Origin of the sequence: Streptomyces sp. MAR4 CNX-425 (assembly GCF_048656465.1) — a bacterium.
Classification (GTDB): domain Bacteria; phylum Actinomycetota; class Actinomycetes; order Streptomycetales; family Streptomycetaceae; genus Streptomyces.
Map to the genome: position 1 here is coordinate 506,987 of NZ_JBMDLF010000001.1, position 18,383 is coordinate 525,369.

At 73.7% G+C, this 18,383-nt stretch carries 14 protein-coding genes; 1 reads left to right on the forward strand and 13 read right to left on the reverse strand.

The window, feature by feature from the left end; all coding sequences use genetic code 11:
- Window positions 1-48 precede the first annotated feature (48 nt).
- A complete protein-coding gene (locus ACHZ99_RS02215; protein ID WP_420302577.1) occupies window positions 49-1,050 on the reverse strand; it encodes a TraR/DksA family transcriptional regulator in 1,002 nt (333 codons plus the stop codon).
- Window positions 1,051-1,565: 515 nt separating this feature from the next.
- Here ACHZ99_RS02215 and ileS point away from each other — a divergent pair.
- Window positions 1,566-4,757, forward strand: a complete 3,192-nt coding sequence (gene ileS, locus ACHZ99_RS02220) for an isoleucine--tRNA ligase (RefSeq protein ID WP_420302578.1) — start codon at window positions 1,566-1,568, stop codon at window positions 4,755-4,757.
- Between the two features lie 291 nt (window positions 4,758-5,048).
- On the opposite strand, the gene ACHZ99_RS02225 is transcribed toward ileS, so the two are convergent.
- The 12 genes from ACHZ99_RS02225 to ACHZ99_RS02280 form a co-directional block, all read right to left on the reverse strand.
- Entirely contained in the window at window positions 5,049-6,326 is a 1,278-nt protein-coding gene (locus ACHZ99_RS02225; protein ID WP_420302579.1) for a DivIVA domain-containing protein, read from the reverse strand.
- Window positions 6,327-6,390: 64 nt separating this feature from the next.
- Entirely contained in the window at window positions 6,391-6,678 is a 288-nt protein-coding gene (locus ACHZ99_RS02230) for a YggT family protein (RefSeq protein WP_281618893.1), read from the reverse strand.
- Window positions 6,679-6,741: 63 nt separating this feature from the next.
- Window positions 6,742-7,383, reverse strand: coding sequence for a cell division protein SepF (locus ACHZ99_RS02235; RefSeq protein WP_420302580.1), 642 nt, complete (start codon window positions 7,381-7,383; stop codon window positions 6,742-6,744).
- Between the two features lie 124 nt (window positions 7,384-7,507).
- The gene (locus tag ACHZ99_RS02240; protein ID WP_420302581.1) at window positions 7,508-8,326 is read right to left on the reverse strand and encodes a YggS family pyridoxal phosphate enzyme; all 819 of its coding nucleotides are present in this window, start codon (window positions 8,324-8,326) and stop codon (window positions 7,508-7,510) included.
- Entirely contained in the window at window positions 8,326-9,069 is a 744-nt protein-coding gene (locus tag ACHZ99_RS02245) for a polyphenol oxidase family protein (protein ID WP_420303182.1), read from the reverse strand. Before ACHZ99_RS02245 ends, ACHZ99_RS02240 begins: the two co-directional genes overlap by 1 nt.
- A 33-nt stretch (window positions 9,070-9,102) precedes the next feature.
- The gene (ftsZ, locus tag ACHZ99_RS02250; protein ID WP_420302582.1) at window positions 9,103-10,317 is read right to left on the reverse strand and encodes a cell division protein FtsZ; all 1,215 of its coding nucleotides are present in this window, start codon (window positions 10,315-10,317) and stop codon (window positions 9,103-9,105) included.
- Between the two features lie 241 nt (window positions 10,318-10,558).
- Window positions 10,559-11,386, reverse strand: coding sequence for a cell division protein FtsQ/DivIB (locus ACHZ99_RS02255; RefSeq protein WP_420302583.1), 828 nt, complete (start codon window positions 11,384-11,386; stop codon window positions 10,559-10,561).
- 37 nt (window positions 11,387-11,423) lie between these two features.
- A complete protein-coding gene (murG, locus tag ACHZ99_RS02260) occupies window positions 11,424-12,518 on the reverse strand; it encodes an undecaprenyldiphospho-muramoylpentapeptide beta-N-acetylglucosaminyltransferase (RefSeq protein ID WP_420302584.1) in 1,095 nt (364 codons plus the stop codon).
- Between the two features lie 43 nt (window positions 12,519-12,561).
- Window positions 12,562-13,797 (reverse strand): putative lipid II flippase FtsW, encoded by a 1,236-nt coding sequence (gene ftsW, locus ACHZ99_RS02265; protein WP_420303183.1) that lies wholly within the window; start codon window positions 13,795-13,797, stop codon window positions 12,562-12,564.
- 588 nt (window positions 13,798-14,385) lie between these two features.
- Window positions 14,386-15,810, reverse strand: a complete 1,425-nt coding sequence (gene murD, locus ACHZ99_RS02270) for a UDP-N-acetylmuramoyl-L-alanine--D-glutamate ligase (protein WP_420302585.1) — start codon at window positions 15,808-15,810, stop codon at window positions 14,386-14,388.
- Window positions 15,807-16,874 carry a phospho-N-acetylmuramoyl-pentapeptide-transferase gene (mraY, locus tag ACHZ99_RS02275; RefSeq protein ID WP_420302586.1) on the reverse strand — a complete coding sequence of 356 codons (1,068 nt, stop codon included), beginning with the start codon at window positions 16,872-16,874 and terminating at the stop codon, window positions 15,807-15,809. Before mraY ends, murD begins: the two co-directional genes overlap by 4 nt.
- A complete protein-coding gene (locus ACHZ99_RS02280) occupies window positions 16,871-18,301 on the reverse strand; it encodes a UDP-N-acetylmuramoyl-tripeptide--D-alanyl-D-alanine ligase (protein ID WP_420302587.1) in 1,431 nt (476 codons plus the stop codon). Before ACHZ99_RS02280 ends, mraY begins: the two co-directional genes overlap by 4 nt.
- Window positions 18,302-18,383 lie beyond the last annotated feature (82 nt).

The following is an 18,383-nucleotide window of genomic DNA, read 5'->3' on the forward strand; positions in this document are numbered from 1 at the left end:
AGCCCGTAACCGCCGCGCACCGGCCCCGTCAGCGCCTCCGGCGCTCCCTCAGCGGCGCTCCTGCCGCTGCTTGCACTCCACGCAGAGGGTCGCCCGCGGGAACGCCTGCATCCGCGCCTTGCCGATCGGCTTGCCGCAGGACTCGCAGAGCCCGTAGGTGCCGTCGTCCAGCCGCACCAGGGCGCGCTCGGTCTGCACCAGCCGCTCCCGGGCGCCCGCGGCGAGCGCCATCTCGTGCTCGCGCGAGATGTTCTTCGTGCCCGTGTCGGCCTGGTCGTCGCCGGCGCCGCCGCCGGAGTCCCGCATGAGCCCGCTCACCGCCTCCTCGGAGGCCCGGATCTCCGAGCGCAGGCTCGCGACCTCGTCGAGCAGGCCCTGACGGGCCTCCGCGACCTCCTCGGGAGTCCAGGGGTCCTCCCCCGGACGCACGGCCAGCTCCCCCGGCCCGGCCGGGGCCGCCCCGCCCGCCGCCTCGGCGACCGGGGACTCCACAACCTGCGTCTTCTTTGCGACCACCGTCTTGGCTCCCGTCTTCTTCCCCGGAGACGTCCTGGCGGACGTCTTCTTGGCCGCCGCCTTCTTCGCCGGCCTGGCGGCCGGGGCGGCGGCCCGCGCCGCGGTTCTCCTCGCGGGCTCGGTCCCTTCGGCCGGCGCCCGGCGGGCCGCGGCCTTCTTCGCGGGCGGCGACTTCCGCGCGGGGGCGGCCCTGCCCGCGGCCGCCCCGGTCGCCGCCGTCTTCTTCCCCGCAGCCTGCTTCTTCGCGGCCGTCTTCTTCGCGGCCGCCTTGGTCGTGGCCGTCTTCTTCGCGGCCTTCTTCGCCGTGGCCTTCTTCGCCGTGGCCTTCTTGGCGGCGGTCTTCTTCCCGGCCGCCTTCGTCGCCTTCGTCGCCTTCGCCGCCCGCTCTCCCGTGGCCTTCGTCCCGGTGGTCCGGCCCGCGGTGGCCTTCTTCGCCGGCGCCTTCCTGGCCGGCGCCTTCTTCGCCGCCTTCTTCGCCGTCGTCTTCTTCGCTGTGGACTTCTTCGCCGCCGGCGCGGTCTTCTTCGCAACCATGGCCGGGACCCCTTCACATATTGTGATCTTGTTCGCGAACGGTGCCGGAACGATAAATCGACACTGCGTCCGCGGCAACAGGCCACGCCATGGCGGTCCGGTCTCCAACCGTTGTGCCCAGCCGTGCGCCCGGTAATCCCGGGCTCCCGCCTCACCCGCCCGGGGCCGCGCTGGGCCGAACCGCCCAGCGCCCCCGCCGCGGAAACCCGGTCGGCGGCCCGTACCGCGTGCCCGTACACTGTCGGGAGCGACAGGCGTGGATGGGGACGAGTAGCTCCGTACGCAGCCGAGGAGCGACCCGGGGACGGTGCGAGCCCGGGCGGCGTGCGCGGCGCGAAGATCACCCCGGAGCCGCCGGAGGAAAGCCCCCGGGCGAGTAGAACCGGCAGCGCTGCCCCAACGAGGGGGCGGTGGGCGCGGCGCGCGCTCCCCGCCAAGGAGGGTGGTACCGCGGGAGCCCCGGCTCTCGTCCCTCCGGTCGGCCGTCAGCACGCCAGCCGGAGGAAGAGCCCCCGATGACCACGCCCCTGTACCGCCCGGTCCCCGCCCAGGTCGACCTGCCCGCCCTCGAACACGCCGTGCTCGACTTCTGGCGGGAGCAGAAGGTCTTCGCCCGCTCCCTGGAGCAGTCCGAGGGCCGGCCCGAGTGGGTCTTCTACGAGGGCCCGCCCACCGCCAACGGCATGCCGGGCGCGCACCACATCGAGGCCCGCGTCTTCAAGGACGTCTTCCCGCGCTTCCGCACCATGCGGGGCTACCACGTTGCCCGCAAGGCCGGCTGGGACTGCCACGGGCTGCCGGTGGAGCTGGCCGTGGAGAAGGAGCTGGGCTTCAACGGCAAGCAGGACATCGAGGCGTTCGGCATCGCCGCGTTCAACGACAAGTGCCGCGCCTCCGTCCAGCGCCACACCGACGCCTTCGCCGCGCTGACCGAGCGCATGGGCTACTGGGTCGACCTCGACGACGCGTACTGGACGATGAACCCGGAGTACGTGGAGTCCGTCTGGTGGTCGCTGAAGCAGATCTACGACAAGGGCCTGCTCGTCCAGGACTACCGGGTCTCCCCCTGGTGTCCGCGCTGCGGCACCGGCCTGTCCGATCACGAGCTGGCGCAGGGGTACGAGACCGTCGTCGACCCCTCCGTCTACGTCCGCTTTCCCCTCACCTCCGGCCCGCTGGCCGGCGAGGCGTCCCTGCTGGTGTGGACGACGACCCCGTGGACCCTGGTGTCCAACACGGCGGTCGCCGCGCACCCCGACGTCACGTACGTGGTGGCCACCGACGGTGACGAGCGGATCGTCGTCGCCGAGCCGCTGCTGGAGAAGGTGCTCGGCGAGGGCTGGGAGCGGACCGGGCGGACCTTCACCGGACGGGAGCTGGAGCGCTGGACCTACCGCCGCCCGTTCGACCTGGTGGAGATCGAGGACGCGCACTTCGTCGTCAACGCGGACTACGTGACCACCGAGGACGGCACCGGCCTGGTGCACCAGTCGCCCGCCTTCGGCGAGGACGACATGCGGACCTGCCGGGCGTACGGCCTGCCGGTGGTCAACCCCGTCCGCTCCGACGGCACCTTCGAGGCGGACCTGCCCCTGGTCGGCGGGCAGTTCTTCAAGAAGGCCGACGAAGCGCTGGTCGCCGACCTGGAGGCGCGCGGCCTGATGTTCCGGCACGAGCCGTACGAGCACAGCTACCCGCACTGCTGGCGCTGCCACACCGCGCTTCTCTACTACGCCCAGCCGTCCTGGTACATCCGCACCACCGAGGTCAAGGACGCCCTGCTCCGCGAGAACGAGCGGACCACCTGGCACCCGGACTCCGTCAAGCACGGCCGCTACGGCGACTGGCTGAACAACAACATCGACTGGGCCCTGTCCCGCAACCGCTACTGGGGCACCCCGCTGCCGATCTGGCGCTGCGCCGACGACCACCTCACCTGCGTCGGCTCGCTCGCCGAGCTGAGCGAGCTGACCGGCGCCGACCAGTCCGGCCTCGACCCCCACCGCCCGTACATCGACGAGGTCGCCTTCCCCTGCCCCGCCGACGGCTGCGCGCTGCGCGCGGAGCGGGTGCCGGAGGTCATCGACGCCTGGTACGACTCGGGGTCGATGCCCTTCGCGCAGTGGGGCTACCCGTACCAGAACAAGGACGTCTTCGAGGCCCGCTACCCCGCGCAGTTCATCTGCGAGGCCATCGACCAGACCCGCGGCTGGTTCTACACGCTGATGGCCATCGGGACCCTGGTCTTCGACCGTTCTTCCTATGAGAACGTCGTCTGCCTCGGGCACATCCTCGCCGAGGACGGCCGCAAGATGTCCAAGCACCTGGGCAACATCCTGGAGCCCATCCCGCTGATGGACCGGCACGGCGCGGACGCGGTGCGCTGGTTCATGGCCGCCGGCGGCTCGCCCTGGGCGGCCCGGCGGGTCGGCCACGGCACGATCCAGGAGGTCGTCCGCAAGACCCTCCTGACGTACTGGAACACGGTCTCCTTCCAGGCGCTCTACGCCCGCACCGCCGGCTGGGCGCCCTCCGCCGCCGACCCGGCGCCCGGCGACCGGCCGCTGCTGGACCGCTGGCTGCTCGGCGAGCTGGACGCGCTGACGGCCCGGGTGACCGAGGCCCTCGACGGCTACGACACCCAGCGCGCCGGCAAGCTGCTGTCCGCCTTCGTCGACGACCTGTCGAACTGGTACGTGCGCCGCTCCCGCCGGCGCTTCTGGCAGGGCGACGCGGCGGCGCTGCGCACGCTCCACGACGTGCTGGAGACGGTGACGCGGCTGCTGGCCCCGGTGGTGCCGTTCATCACCGAGCGGGTGTGGCAGGACCTCGTGGTGCCCGTCGTGCCGGACGCCCCGGCGTCGGTCCACCTGGCGGCCTGGCCGGAGCCGGCGGAGCCGGGCGCGGTGGCGTTCGACCCGGAGCTGTCGCGGCAGATGCAGCTCGTACGGCGCCTGGTGGAGCTGGGCCGGGCGTCCCGGGCGGAGTCCGGGGTGAAGACCCGGCAGCCGCTCTCGCGGGCGCTGGTGGCCGCGGCGGGCTTCGGGACGCTGCCGGCGGAGCTGCGCGCGCAGATCGCCGAGGAGCTGAACGTCACCGCGCTCGCCGGCCTCGCCGAGGCCACCGGCGGGGCGGCGGGGGGCTCGCTGGTGGACACCACCGCGAAGGCCAACTTCCGGGCGCTGGGCAAGCGGTTCGGCAAGCGGGTGCAGGACGTCGCGAAGGCCGTCGCGGCGGCGGACGCGGCGGCCCTGTCGGCCGCCCTGCGGGACGGCGGCAGCGCGACGGTGGAGGTCGACGGCGAGACCGTGACGCTCTCCCCCGACGAGGTCATCATCACCGAGACCCCGCGGGAGGGCTGGTCGGTGGCCTCCGACTCGGGCGCGACCGTGGCGCTGGACCTGGAGATCACCCCGGAGCTGCGCCGCGCGGGCCTGGCGCGGGACGTGATCCGGCTGGTCCAGGAGGCGCGGAAGAACTCCGGTCTGGACGTGGCGGACCGGATCCGGCTGCGCTGGTCGACGGCCGACCCGGAGGTCCGGCAGGCGCTGGCGGACCACGCCGGGCTGATCGCGGAGGAGGTCCTGGCGACGGACTTCGCGGCCGGCGAGACGGACGACGCGGCGGCGGCCGGCGCCGCGGGCGGCTACGGCGAGCCGTTCACCGACGAGCCGCTGTCCCTGACCTTCCGGCTCGTACGGGCCTAGCCCGCGGCGCGGGCGGCGCGGGGGCACCGCGCACGCCCCCGGGCGCAGGGCATAGGCGTGGGGAGCCGGGGCGGGCGATCGCAGGGCGGCGGAGGGCCGACGTCACCGTGAGCCTGTTCGGCCGGTCCCGGCCCCCTGCCCGTACCCGCGGCCCCGCCCCCTGTCGGACGACGGGGGGCGGGGCCGCGGGGCGGGGGCACACAATCGGGGGCACACAAAGGGCCGGGTCCCGCGGCGAGCGTTCCGCGGGACCCGGCCCTCTGCGATATGCCGACGACCGTCAGGCCGTGTTCAGTTGTCGTCCTCGTCGATGAGGAAGCCGCGCATCGGCGACGGCGGCTGCTGCATCGGACCGCCCTGCGGGCGTACCGGCGCCATGGGCTGCGTCATCGCCGGGGACATCTGCTGCTGGCTGCCGTACGACGGGCCGCCGCCGGGCTGCTGCCCGCGGGACGGCATGCCGCCCTGCTGGCCGCCCATCGTGCCGCCCCCCATGCTCGGGGGGCCGCTCATGGCGCCGGCGCCGGCCGGAGCCATCGACGGCGCCGGGGCGGGCGCCGACGCGGCGGGCAGCGAGGCCGCCGCGGCCGGGGTACGGGGCGGGGCGAGCGAGTCGTCCGCCTGGTTCTCCAGCTGGCGCAGCTGCGACTCCAGGTACGACTTCAGCCGGGTGCGGTACTCGCGCTCGAAGCCGCGCAGGTCCTCGACCTTGCGCTCCAGCGTGGCGCGCGCGGACTCCAGCGAGCCCATCGCCACGCGGTGCTTCTCCTGCGCGTCCCGCTCCAGGGCGTCGGCCTTGGCGCGCGCGTCGCGCTCCAGACCCTCGGCGCGGCTGCGGGCCTCACCGACGATCTTGTTGGCCTCGGCACGGGCCTCCGCGATCGCCTGGTCGGCGGTCTGCTGCGCCAGCGACAGCACCCGGGCGGCGCTGTCGCCGCCGGGGCCGCCCTGCTGCGGGCCGGGGCCGCCGTGCTGCTGCGGGGGGCCGCCGACGTGCTGCTGCGGCGGGCCGCCGTGCGGGGCGTGCTGGGGACCCCCGGGGCCGCCCGGGCCGCCGGGCCCCATGGGGCCGGGGCCGTGCGGGCCGTGGCCGGGACCGCCGGGGCCGCCGGGACCACCGGGGCCGCCCGGGCCGCCGGGACCACCCGGACCGCCGGGGCCCATGCCGCCGGGACCTGCGGGCAGCTGGGGTGCGCCGGAAGGCAGCTGGGGCGGGCCGCCCTGCGGCGGGCCCATCTGCTGCGGCGGCACCGGCTGCGGGCCCGATATGGCGGCGGGCACCGGCCCGCCGTGTCCGGGCGGGCCCTGGCGGTCCTGCGGCGGTCCGCCGTGCCCCGGTGGGCCGGGGCGGTCCTGCGGTTCGGGGCCCTTGCGCATCCCCTGGTTCTGCGCCGCGGCCCGGGTAGCGGCGGCCAGCTTGGCCCGCAGGTCCTCGTTCTCGCGGAGCAGCCGGGTCAGTTCGGCCTCGACCTCGTCGAGGAACGCGTCGACTTCGTCCTCGTCGTAGCCCTCTCGGAGTCGGACGGTCGTGAACTGCTTGTTCCGCACGTCCTCGGGGGTCAGCGGCATTTCTTCACCTCAACGTAGTCATCGGCGACATCGGCATATCGGCAGTCTTCGCCCCGCTGCATCATCACCTCGCTCCGCCCACCACGGTGAGCAGGATGTAGACGATGATCATTAGGACGAAGAAGGACAGGTCCAGCGCCACGCCCCCTAGACGCAGTGGCGGGATGAACCGCCGCAGGAGCTTGAGTGGTGGATCCGTGACCGTGTAGGCGCCCTCAAGCAACACCACCATGGGCTTGCCCGGCTCCCAGGAGCGGGCGAACATGAACACGTAGTCCATGATCAACCGGAAGATCAGCACGATCAGGAAAACGAACAGCGCGATGTAGATCACTTGAAGCGCGACGTCCATCTCGCTGTGGTCCTCTCCCCTTCGCGTTCCGGCCCCACGGCCGCTCGCACAGTGTTGCTTGGCTCAGCTTTGGTTGAAGAACCCGCCCTCTGCGATGCGGGCCTTGTCCTCCGCTGTTACGTCGACGTTAGCAGGCGACAACAGGAACACCTTCTGAGTCACTCGCTCGATGCTGCCGTGCAGACCGAAGACGAGTCCAGCCGCAAAGTCGACAAGTCGCTTCGCGTCCGTGTCGTCCATCTCGGTCAAGTTCATGATCACCGGCGTGCCCTCGCGGAAGTGTTCCCCGATGGTACGCGCCTCGTTGTACGTACGCGGGTGCAGCGTCGTGATCCGGTAAGGCTCCCGCTCGGACACGACCTTGGGCATGATCACCGGCGCACTCTTCTCCAGGCTGGGACGGTCAGGTGTGATGGAAGACACGGGAGCGATTCGCCCCGAACGCCCCGATTCGGGCAGCAGTCCCGCCGAACGCCCCGCGGGCTCCCGGTCCGTGGGGCGCTCCCGCTGCGGCGGCGGAGCGGCGATCGCCCGGGGCGGCTCCTCCTCTTCCTGCGGCTGCGGCTGCGGGGCCTGGTGGCGGTGGCGCCGCTCGGGCTCGGGCTCCGGCTCGAACTCGTCGTCGGGGTCGTACCCCGGGCCGTCGTACCCATCGTCCTCCACGAGGCCGAGGTAGACCGCCATCTTGCGCATTGCGCCGGCCATGCTCTACGCCCTCCGCTCTGCGGTGGATCGGCTCTTGTCGCCAGTGACGTGATCCACGCTGCCCTGCCTGAATTGACCGGGAATGAAGCTTATTTTCTACTGTCGTCCGACTCGCTTGGCGACGTTACCGGAGCTGAGGCCGGACTCCGAGTACCGCGGTGCCGACGCGTACGTGTGTCGCTCCTGCGGCAATTGCCTCCTCAAGGTCACCGCTCATCCCTGCCGAGACCATCGTTGCACCGGGATGCGCCGCGCGCACGCGGGATGAGATTTCCATCAGCCGCCCGAACGCCGCCCGTTGCCGGCCCGCGTACGTCCCGGCCAGCGGCGCGACCGTCATCAGGCCGCACAGCCGCAGCCCTTGGGCCGCCGCCACCGCGTCCGCGAGCGCCGGCACGTCGGCGGGCGCGACGCCGCCGCGGTCCCCCGTCGCACCGCCGCCGGAATCCCCGCCGGGCTCCGCGCCGTTGCCGAGGTCCCGGTCGAGCGCCACCTGGAGCAGACAGCCCAGCTCGCGCCCCTCGCGGGCGGCCGCGGCGGCGAGCGCGGTGACCAGCCGGGGGCGGTCGACGGAGTGCACGTAGTCCGCGTAGCGGGCGACGGAACGGGCCTTGTTGGTCTGCAACTGGCCGACGAAGTGCCAGGTGAGCGGCGCGTCCGCGCCCCGCTCCGCGCGCGCCTGCGCAACCAGGGCGGCCTTGCCGGCGGCCTCCTGGTCGCGGTTCTCGGCCACGTTCCGTACGCCCAGGTCGGCCAGGAGCAGCGCGTCACTGGCGGGATAGGTCTTGGTCACGACGACGAGGGTGACCTCCTCGCGCTTGCGCCCGGCCGCGGCGCACGCGCCGGCGATACGTTCCTCCACCCGCGCCAGGTTCGCCGCCAACTCGTCCCGGCGCTCCGGGCCGCCCTCCGGCACCCCGCCGTCCCCCGTGATCCCGTCCATCATTCCCCGTCCAGCCAGACGTACCCCGCGTGCCGGCCGGTGGCACCTTCGCGCCGGTACGAGAAGTGGTCCCCGGACTCCAGCGTGCACACCTCCGACACTGTGATCATTCCCACACCCAGCGCTTCCAACTGCGCGACCACACCCGCACGGATGTCCAGTGCCGGCGTCCCCCAGCTCGTCGTCGCCCGCGCCGCGGGCACCTGCCCGCCGGCCTCGTCGCGCAGCGCCTCGGGCACCTCGTAGCAGCGGCCGCAGACCGCCGGCCCGAGGTGGGCGACGATCCGCGCCGGCGCGGCGCCCAGCCCGGCCATCGCCTCGACCGCGGCCCCGGCCACCCCGGCGACCATGCCGGGCCGCCCGGCGTGGGCGGCGCCCGCCACCCCGGCCCGCGGGTCGGCGAGGAGCAGCGGTACGCAGTCGGCGCCGCGGGCCGCGAGCGGCACGCCGCGGGCGCGGGTGACGACGGCGTCCACGGCCGGCGGGGGCGACTCGCCCCACGGGCCGTCCACGACGGCGACGTCGCGCCCGTGCACCTGGTGCATCCACACGACGCGCTCCGGCGCCACCCCGAGTGAGCGGGCGGCGCGGTCGCGGTTGACGGCGACCGCCGCCGCGCTGTCGGCGGTGGTGCCGACGGTGCCGCCGCCGAGGTTCAGCTCCGCGTACGGAGCGGCGCTCACGCCGCCCCACCGGTCGGTGAAGGCGAAGTGAGCGCCGCCTGTCGTGTATGTCTGCCCTATCACGGGTCGTACGTTACGGGATCAACCCGCCGGTTACTTCAGGAAGTCCGGCACGTCCAGCTCCTCGGCCTCGCTGTCCTGGTACGGCCGGGCCGCCGGCACCTGCGGCGTGGCGGCCGGCGGGGGCGGCGGCGGGGCGCTCTCCTCGGTGTCGCCGGACAGCGAGCCGAGGCCGCTGAACGCGGGCCGCTCCGGCTCCGCGGGCCGGGCGGCCGGCCCGGTGTCCGCGACCGACTCGGCTGGAGCGTCGTCGCGGCCGCTGTACGAGCCGAGGACCTTGTCCCGGTTCTTCGACGGCAGCTGGCCGCCGTCGAACCCGGCGGCGATGACCGTGACCCGCACCTCGTCGCCGAGGGCGTCGTCGATCACCGCGCCGAAGATGATGTTCGCCTCCGGGTGGGCGGCCTCGCTGACCAGCTGGGCGGCCTCGTTGATCTCGAAGAGGCCGAGGTCCGAGCCGCCGGAGATGGACAGCAGCACGCCGCGGGCGCCGTCGATGGACGCCTCCAGCAGCGGCGAGGAGATCGCCATCTCGGCCGCCGCCACCGCGCGGTCGTCGCCGCGCGCCGAGCCGATGCCCATCAGCGCCGAACCCGCCTCCGACATCACGGACTTGACGTCCGCGAAGTCCAGGTTGATCAGGCCGGGCGTGGTGATGAGGTCGGTGATGCCCTGGACACCGGAGAGCAGCACCTGGTCCGCGGAGCGGAAGGCGTCGAGAACGCTCACCTGGCGGTCGGAGATCGACAGCAGCCGGTCGTTGGGAATCACGATGAGGGTGTCGACCTCGTCGCGGAGCGCGGCGATGCCGTCCTCCGCCTGGTTGGCGCGGCGCCGGCCCTCGAAGGTGAACGGGCGGGTCACGACGCCGATGGTGAGCGCGCCCAGCGAGCGGGCGATGTTGGCCACGACGGGCGCGCCGCCGGTGCCGGTGCCACCGCCCTCGCCGGCGGTGACGAAGACCATGTCGGCGCCCTTGAGCACCTCCTCGATCTCCTCCCGGTGGTCCTCGGCGGCCTTGCGGCCGACATCCGGGTTGGCGCCCGCGCCGAGTCCGCGGGTCAGCTCGCGACCGACGTCGAGCTTGACGTCCGCGTCGCTCATCAGCAGTGCCTGCGCGTCGGTGTTGATCGCGATGAACTCGACGCCCTTGAGACCGACCTCGATCATCCTGTTGATGGCGTTGACGCCACCGCCGCCGATACCGACGACCTTGATGACCGCGAGGTAGTTCTGTGGTGCTGCCACGTCGAAGGCCTCTCGCCTCGAGTTACGTCTGCCGTTTGTGGGGGTCCCCGAACGCCGGTCGGACCCTAAGCGTGAAGTTTAGGGTTCCCGCAGCATCCCGTACCTGGACTCTTGGAACGAGACACTAAGTCGACAAGGCTTCCGCGTTCAATGAACACGCCGAACCTCCCGTTTTTCTTTTCACCCTATGTGATCAGGCGTTGCGGCCCCTCACGGGGGGTCTGAACTGCGCTGTTGTGCGTCAACTCGCCGACGCCGCGGGGGCGCTGGGAACGCTGACGTCGAAGTACCGCGCATCGCGCTCCGCTTTCATGACGGCCGCGAGCGCCTTCGACTTCGCCGCGCCGCGCTCCGCGCTGCCCCAGAGCACCGTGCGCCCGCCGGTCAGCTCCAGCGTGACGGAGTCATATGAACGCACCAGGAGGGTGCGGGTGTCACGGCGCACGCTCTCGGAGAGCGCGCCCGCGACCCGCACCGCGCTCTCCCGGAGCCGCTGCCGGCCGAAGCGCTCCAGGCTCGGGGAGTCCGCGACCCGCATCTCCACCACCGGCACGTTCTCCGGCGGCGTCCGCACGGTGGCGAACCGCACGCCCTCCTCGTCGACTTCCACGAAACCCTCCCCCTTGCGCAGCAGCACCGCGGGCCGCCGTTCGGTGACCTTCACCACGACCCGGTGCGGCCAGACGCGGTCGACCTCCACCGTGTCGATACGCCGCAACTCGGCCGCCAGCCGCGCCTCGACCGCGTCCGTGTCGACGGTGGCCATCGGCACGTCCTCGGCGATGCGGGCGGAGTCGAGCACCTCCTCGGGAGTGAGCACGTCCGTGCCGGTGACCGACACCCGCTCCACCCGCAGCCAGCCGGAGCCGTACAGCGCCCAGCCGGCGAACCCGCCGAGCACGACCGCCGCGACCAGCACGGCGACCAGCGTCCGGCGGCCCGGCAGCCGCGGGCGCCGGGACCGGCGCCCGGCCGGCGCCCGGGCGGCGTCGTCCGGGCCGCGGCCGGACGGGGCGCCGCGGCGCTCCCCGCGGCCGGCCGCCGCCTTCTCGCGGACCGCTCCGGCCATCCCCGTACCCCCTGCCTGGTGTGGTGAGATCGGAGCCCTATGATCCCCGCCGGCCCGCCACGGCCTCGTACACCATGCCGACGAGGAGGTCGTCGGCATCCCTCCGGCCGAACTCCGCGGCCGCCCGGGACATCTCGTGCAGCCGCTGGCGGTTGGTGAGCACCGGCAGCACCTCCTGGCGCACCCAGTCCGGCGTCAGCTCCGCGTCGTCGACGAGGAGTCCGCCGCCGGCCTTGACGACCGGCTGGGCGTTGAGGCGCTGCTCGCCGTTGCCGATGGGCAGCGGGACGTACGCGGCCGGGAGCCCGACCGCGGAGAGTTCGGCGACCGTCATCGCGCCGGCCCGGCAGAGCATCATGTCCGCGGCGGCGTAGGCGAGATCCATCCGGTCCACGTACGGCACCGGGGCGTACGCCGGCATGCCGGGCATATTGTCGACCTGCGGCAGCTCGTTCTTCGGCCCGACGACGTGCAGGATCTGCACGCCGGAGCGCTGGAGGTGCGGCGCGACCGCCTCGACGACCTCGTTGAGGCGCCGGGCGCCCTGCGAGCCGCCGGAGACCAGCAGCGTCGGCAGGTTGGGGTTGAGCCCGAACGCGGCGCACGCCTCGGCGTGCAGCGCGCCGCGGTCGAGGGTGGCGATGGAGCGGCGCAGCGGGATGCCGACGTAGCGCGCGTGCCGCAGCTTGCTGTCGGGCGTGGAGACGGCGACGAACTTGGTGTAGCGCGAGCCGATCTTGTTGGCCAGGCCCGGGCGGGCGTTGGCCTCGTGCACCACGATCGGCACGCCGCGGCGCTTGGCCGCCAGAAAGCCGGGCAGCGCGACGTAGCCGCCGAAGCCCGCGACGCAGTCGGCCTTCGTGCGCTCCAGCACCTCCTCGGCGGCCCTGATGGTGCCGCGCAGCCGTCCGGGGACGGTGATCAGCTCGGGCGTGGGCTTGCGCGGCAGGGGGACCGCGGGGATCAGCGCCAGTTCGTAGCCGCGCTCCGGGACCAGCCTGGTCTCAAGCCCGCGCTCGGTACCGAGCGCCGTGATGCCCACCGTCGGGTCCTGCCTGCGCAGGGCGTCGGCGAGGGCGAGCGCGGGCTCGATGTGGCCGGCGGTCCCCCCACCGGCGAGTACGACATGCACCGAATTTCACCGCTCTCCGCGAGGGCCGCCCGCCGGCGGTCCGTCACCTTGTTTTCCTGGCTGTTCTGGATCTGTCTGCGGCGCTCCCCGGCCGTTTTCCGGCGAGCACCCTTCTAGCGGACTGCAGCACCCCCGCGGGCCGCACGGCCAGCGCCGCCCGCGCCGCCGGTTCCTCGCGCGCGAACGCGATCAGCAACCCCACGGCGAACATCGCCGGCAGCAGGGCGGAGCCTCCGTAGGAGAACAGCGGGAGGGGAACGCCGGCGATGGGCAGCAGTCCCAGGACCGCGCCGATGTTGATCACGACCTGCGCCATGATCCAGGCGGTCACGCCCCCCGCGGCGTACCTTACGAAGGGGTCCTCCGTACGTCCGGCCACGCGGATACCCGCATAGCCTAGAGCCGCGAAGAGGGCCAGCACCGACAGCGTCCCCGCCAGGCCGAGTTCCTCCCCGGTCACGGCGAAGATGAAGTCGGTGTGCGGTTCCGGGAGTTCGCCCCATTTTTCCATACTCGCGCCGAGGCCCGAGCCGAACCAGCCGCCGGAGGCGAGGGCGTAGATGCCGTGCAGACCCTGCCAGCAGATGTCGCCGGGGCCCGGGTCGGTGGCGCCGATGCAGCGCAGCCGGTCCATCCGGTGCGGGCTGGAGGTGAACGCCACCACCGTCAGCGTCACGCCGACCGCGATGACCGTGCCGAACAGCCGGGTCGGGGCGCCGGCCACCCACAGCAGGCCCAGCAGGATCGCGGCCACGATCATCGCGGTGCCCATGTCGCCGCCGAGCATGATGAGGGCGAGGATCAGCAGCGCCACCGGCACCAGCGGCACCAGCATGTGCTTCCACTGGGTGAGGAGCTTCTTGTCCTGTTTTCGCGCCAGCAGGTCGGCGCCCCACATCACCAGCGCCAGCTTGCCGAACTCGCTGGGCTGCAACTGGAACGGGCCGCCGAAGTTCAGCCAGTTGGTGTTGCCGCCCACGGACTGCCCTATCCCCGGCACCTGCACCAGGGCCATCAGGAACAGTGACGCGGCCAGCATCGGGTACGCGAGCGCGCGGTGCAGCCGGATCGGCATCCGGGAGGCGGCGAGCAGCAGCAGGGTGCCGAGGACGGCGGCGACGAGCTGCTTGCGGAAGTAGTACGTGGACGCCAGGCCGCTGTTGAGCGCCTCGATCTGGGAGGCGGAGAAGACCATGACCAGGCCCAGCACGGTGACCAGCAGGCTGCCGCCGAGCAGCAGGTAGTACGCGGTCAGCGGCCGGTCCCAGGCGCGGCGCACCCGGCGCGCGAGCCGGCGCGGGCCCGCCGCGCCGGCGGCCGGGCGGCGGGCGGCGCGGGCCGTACGGGCGGTACGGGCCGTCCGCGCCGGGCGCGCGTCGGGGACGGCTGCGCCGCGGCCGCCCCGGGCGGGCCGCGGCGGGTTCTTCGACGCCGCGCCGCGCCCGGCCGCCGGCCGCCGCGCGCCCCGGTCCTGGTCCGCTCTGCTCATCGGTCCCGGTCCGCTCTGCTCATCCGCCGTCTCCTCGCTGGCCCCGCACACCGCCCATGGGCAACGAGGTTGCCACGCCGACGCCCCGCCGGGGGGTATGACGCGACGGTACGCGGTCCCCTTCGGGCCGCCGGGACCCCGGGCCCGTCGTTCGGACCCGGCCGGTTCAGAAAGCAGGGGCGGCGCTCACGCACGCGCCGGGGATGCCGCCACGTGCGCCTGTACGCCGTGGTGGGCAGTGCCGGGTTCCCCCACGGCGCTTCGCGCGTGGGGCGGGCCTCCGGCGGGTCCGGCAGGGGCCGCAGGACCGGGTCCACGGGCCGTCGCCCGTCCGACCGCCCGCGCGCGGCAGGGGAGCCCGGCATCCGCGCCGCCGCGTTACCCGGATCCCCCGGGGCCGCCGGAGGCGAGTTCGCGGACGGCGGCGGCGAAGGCGTCGCCGCGCACGTTGTAGTTCGTGAACATGTCCATCGAGGCGCAGGCCGGCGCCAGCAGCACGGTGTCGCCGGCCCGGGCCAGCCGCGCCGCCTCGGCGACGGCCGCGGCCATCGCGCCGGAGTCGGTCCGGTCGACGTCCACCACCGGCACCCCGGGCGCGTGCTTGGCCAGCGCGTCGGCGATCAGCGCCCGGTCCCGGCCGATCAGCACCGCGCCGTGCAGCCGCCGCGCCGCGCCCGCGACGAGGTCGTCGAAGGTGGCGCCCTTGGCCAGCCCGCCGGCGATCCACACGAGGCCGTCGTACGCCGCCAGCGACGCCTCGGCGGCGTGGGTGTTGGTCGCCTTGGAGTCGTCCACGTAGGTCACGCCGCCGGTCTCGGCGACCCGCTCGATGCGGTGCGGCTCGGGGCGGAAGGCGCGCAGCCCCTCGCGTACGGCCGCGGGCGCGGCCCCGTACGCGCGCGCGAGGGCGGCGGCGGCGAGGCCGTTGGCGACGTTGTGCGGGGCGGGCGGGTGCACGTCGGCGACGGCGGCCAGCTCCTGCGCCGTGCCCTGCGGGTCCGGCACGAACGCCCGGTCCACCAGCAGGCCGTCGACCACGCCGAGCTGCCCGGGCGCGGGCGTGCCCAGGGTGAAGCCGACCGCGCGGCAGCCCTCCTCGACCTCGGCCGCGCGCACCAGCTCCTCGGTGGCGGGGTCCGCGGCGTTGTAGACGCACGCCACCCGGTTGCCTTCGTAGATACGGCCCTTGTCGGCCGCGTACGCCGCCATGGAGCCGTGCCAGTCGAGGTGGTCGGGGGCGAGGTTCAGGACGGCGGCGGAGTGCGCGCGCACGGACGGCGCCCAGTGCAGCTGGTAGCTGGACAGCTCGACGGCGAGCACGTCGTACGGCTCCCCGCCGGTGACGACGTCGACGAGCGGGACGCCGATGTTGCCGACGGCGGCGGTGCGCAGCCCGGCGGCGCGCAGCATCTCGGCGAGCATCTTGACGGCGGTGGTCTTGCCGTTCGTCCCGGTGACGGCCAGCCAGTCCGCGGCGTTCGGCGGCCGCAGCCGCCAGGCCAGCTCCACGTCGCCCCAGACCGGCACGCCGGCCGCCGCGGCGGCGGCGAAGAGTGGGGCGGACGGCTTCCATCCGGGCGTGGTGACGACCAGCTCGGTGCCCGCAGGCAGGGTGTCGCCGTCGCCGAGGCGTACGGTGACACCCAGCGGCGCCAGCTCCGCGGCCTGCGCCCGGGCCCGGTCGTGGTCGGCGCCGTCGACGACGGTGACCGCCGCGCCCAGCCGGTGCAGCGCGCGGGCGGCGGGCCCGCCGCTGACCCCGAGCCCGGCGACGGTCACGGCCCGGCCGGCGAACTCGCTCACCGGGCCGCCCAGCCGGCGTAGAAGATGCCCAGGCCGACGATCACGCACATGCCCTGGATGATCCAGAATCTGACCACCACCAGCACTTCGCTCCAGCCTTTCAGCTCGAAGTGGTGCTGGAGTGGCGCCATTCTGAAGACCCGTTTGCCGGTCAGCCGGAACGACCCGACCTGGATCACCACGGACAGGGTGATGAGGACGAACAGGCCGCCGAGGATGGCGAGGAGCAGTTCGGTGCGGGAGGCGATGGCCAGGCCCGCGAGCGCGCCGCCGAGGGCCAGCGAGCCGGTGTCGCCCATGAAGATCTTCGCCGGCGAGGTGTTCCACCACAGGAAGCCGAAGCAGGCGCCCATCAGCGCGGAGGCCACGACGGCGAGGTCGAGCGGGTCGCGTACGTCGTAGCAGGCGCCCGGGTTGGTCAGGACGTCCGCGTTCAGGCAGGACTCCTGGTACTGCCAGACGCCGATGAACACGTACGCGCCGAAGACCATCACGGAGGCGCCGGTGGCCAGGCCGTCCAGGCCGTCGGTGAGGTTCACGCCGTTCGACATCGCCAGGATCATGAACAGCGCCCACAGGACGAACAGCACGGGGCCGATCGACCAGCCGAAGTCCTGGGTGAAGGACAGCTTCGTGGACGCGGGCGTCAGCTGGCGGTGGTCCTCGAAGTTCAGCGACAGCACCGCGAAGGCGATGCCGACGGTGAACTGGCCGAGCATCTTCGCCTTGGCCCGCAGCCCCAGGCTGCGCTGCTTGACGATCTTGATGTAGTCGTCGAGGAAGCCGACCAGGCCGAGGCCGGCCATCAGGAAGAGCACCAGCAGCCCGGAGTACGTGGGCGAACTGCCGGTGGCGACCTTGGTGATCGCGTACGCGATGATCGTGGCCAGGATGAACGCGACGCCGCCCATCGTCGGCGTGCCCCGCTTGCTGTGGTGCGCCTGCGGGCCGTCGTCGCGGATGAACTGCCCGTACCCGCGCCGGGCCAGCAGCTTGATCAGCAGCGGGGTGCCGATGAGGGAGAAGAAGAGCCCGAGGGCCCCGGAGAAGAGGATCTGCCTCATCGGGCGGCGCCCTCCTCGCCGAGCAGCCCTTCCGCCACGCGCCACAGCGCCTCGGATTTGGACGCCTTGACGAGCACGACGTCTCCCGGCCGCAGCTCGCCGCGCATCAGGTCGACAGCCGCGTCGACGTCGGACACGTGCACCGACTCCTCACCCCACGAACCCTCGTTCTTCGCGCCCATGTCCAGCCAGGCGGCCTCCTGCCGGCCCACTGCCACGAGCTTGCTGATGCCCAGGCGGACGGCCAGCCGGCCCACGCCGTCGTGCTCGGCCATGGCGTGATCGCCCAGCTCCGCCATCGCGCCCAGCACGGCGTACGTCCGTCCCCCCGGCGCCGCGCCGCCCCGGCCCATGGCGGCGAGCGCGCGCAGGGCGGCCCGCGTGGACTCGGGGTTGGCGTTGTACGCGTCGTTGACGACCGTCACGCCGTCGGCCCGCCGCCTGACCTCCATGCGCCGGCCGGACAGCGCCTCGGCGGCGGAGAGCGCCTCGGCGATCTCCGCCGGGGGCATGCCCAGCTCGTACGCGACGGCGGCGGCGGCAAGCGCGTTCGACACGTGGTGCTCACCGTACAGCCGCATGATCACACCGGCGCTGCCCGCGGGCGTGTGCAGGGTGAATTCCGGCCGCCCGTCGGCGGTGAGGCGGACGTCCGCGGCGCGTACGTCCGCCTCGGGCGCCTCTCCGTAGTAGACGGTGCGCGCGCGGGTACGGGACGCCATCGCGCGGACGAGGGGGTCGTCGGCGTTGAGCACCGCGACCCCGCCCTCGGCCCCCGGCGGCAGCGCCTCCACCAGCTCGCCCTTGGCCTCGGCGATCTGCTCCCGGCCGCCGAACTCGCCGATGTGCGCGGTGCCGACGTTGAGGACGAGGCCGATCCGCGGCGGCGTCACCGCGGCCAGCTCCCGGATGTGCCCGAGACCGCGGGCGCCCATCTCCAGCAGCAGGTACCGGGTGTCGGCGGCGGCCTGGAGGGCGGTGACGGGATGGCCGATCTCGTTGTTGAACGACCCGTGGGTGTAGACCGTCGGGCCGAGGCGCTCCAGCAGCTGAGCGAGCAGGTCCTTGGTGGACGTCTTGCCGGAGGAGCCGGTGAGCGCGACGAGCGCGGTGAGCGAGCCGTGGAGGCGGGCGACGACGTGCCGGGCGAGCGCGCTGAGCGCCGGGGGCACGGAGCCGACGACGACGGTCGGCACGCCCTCGACGGGGCGGGTGCCGAGGACGCCGGTGGCGCCGGCAGCGACGGCGCGGGCGGCGTAGTCGTGCCCGTCGACGTGCTCGCCGGCGAAGGCGGCGAAGAGGCAGCCCGGCACCGTGTCCCGGGAGTCGATGACCACGGGGCGGGTGACCTGCGCCTGCGGGTCGGCCACGCCGTGCAGCTCGCCGCCCGTCAGGTCGGCGACCTCGGCGAGGCTGAGCGGAATCACCGGTCTCCTCCGGCGGGGGCGGCGGGATCCACGGAGCCGGGGTACCCGGCGGACGCGGCGGGCCCGGCGGACGCCTCGGGGG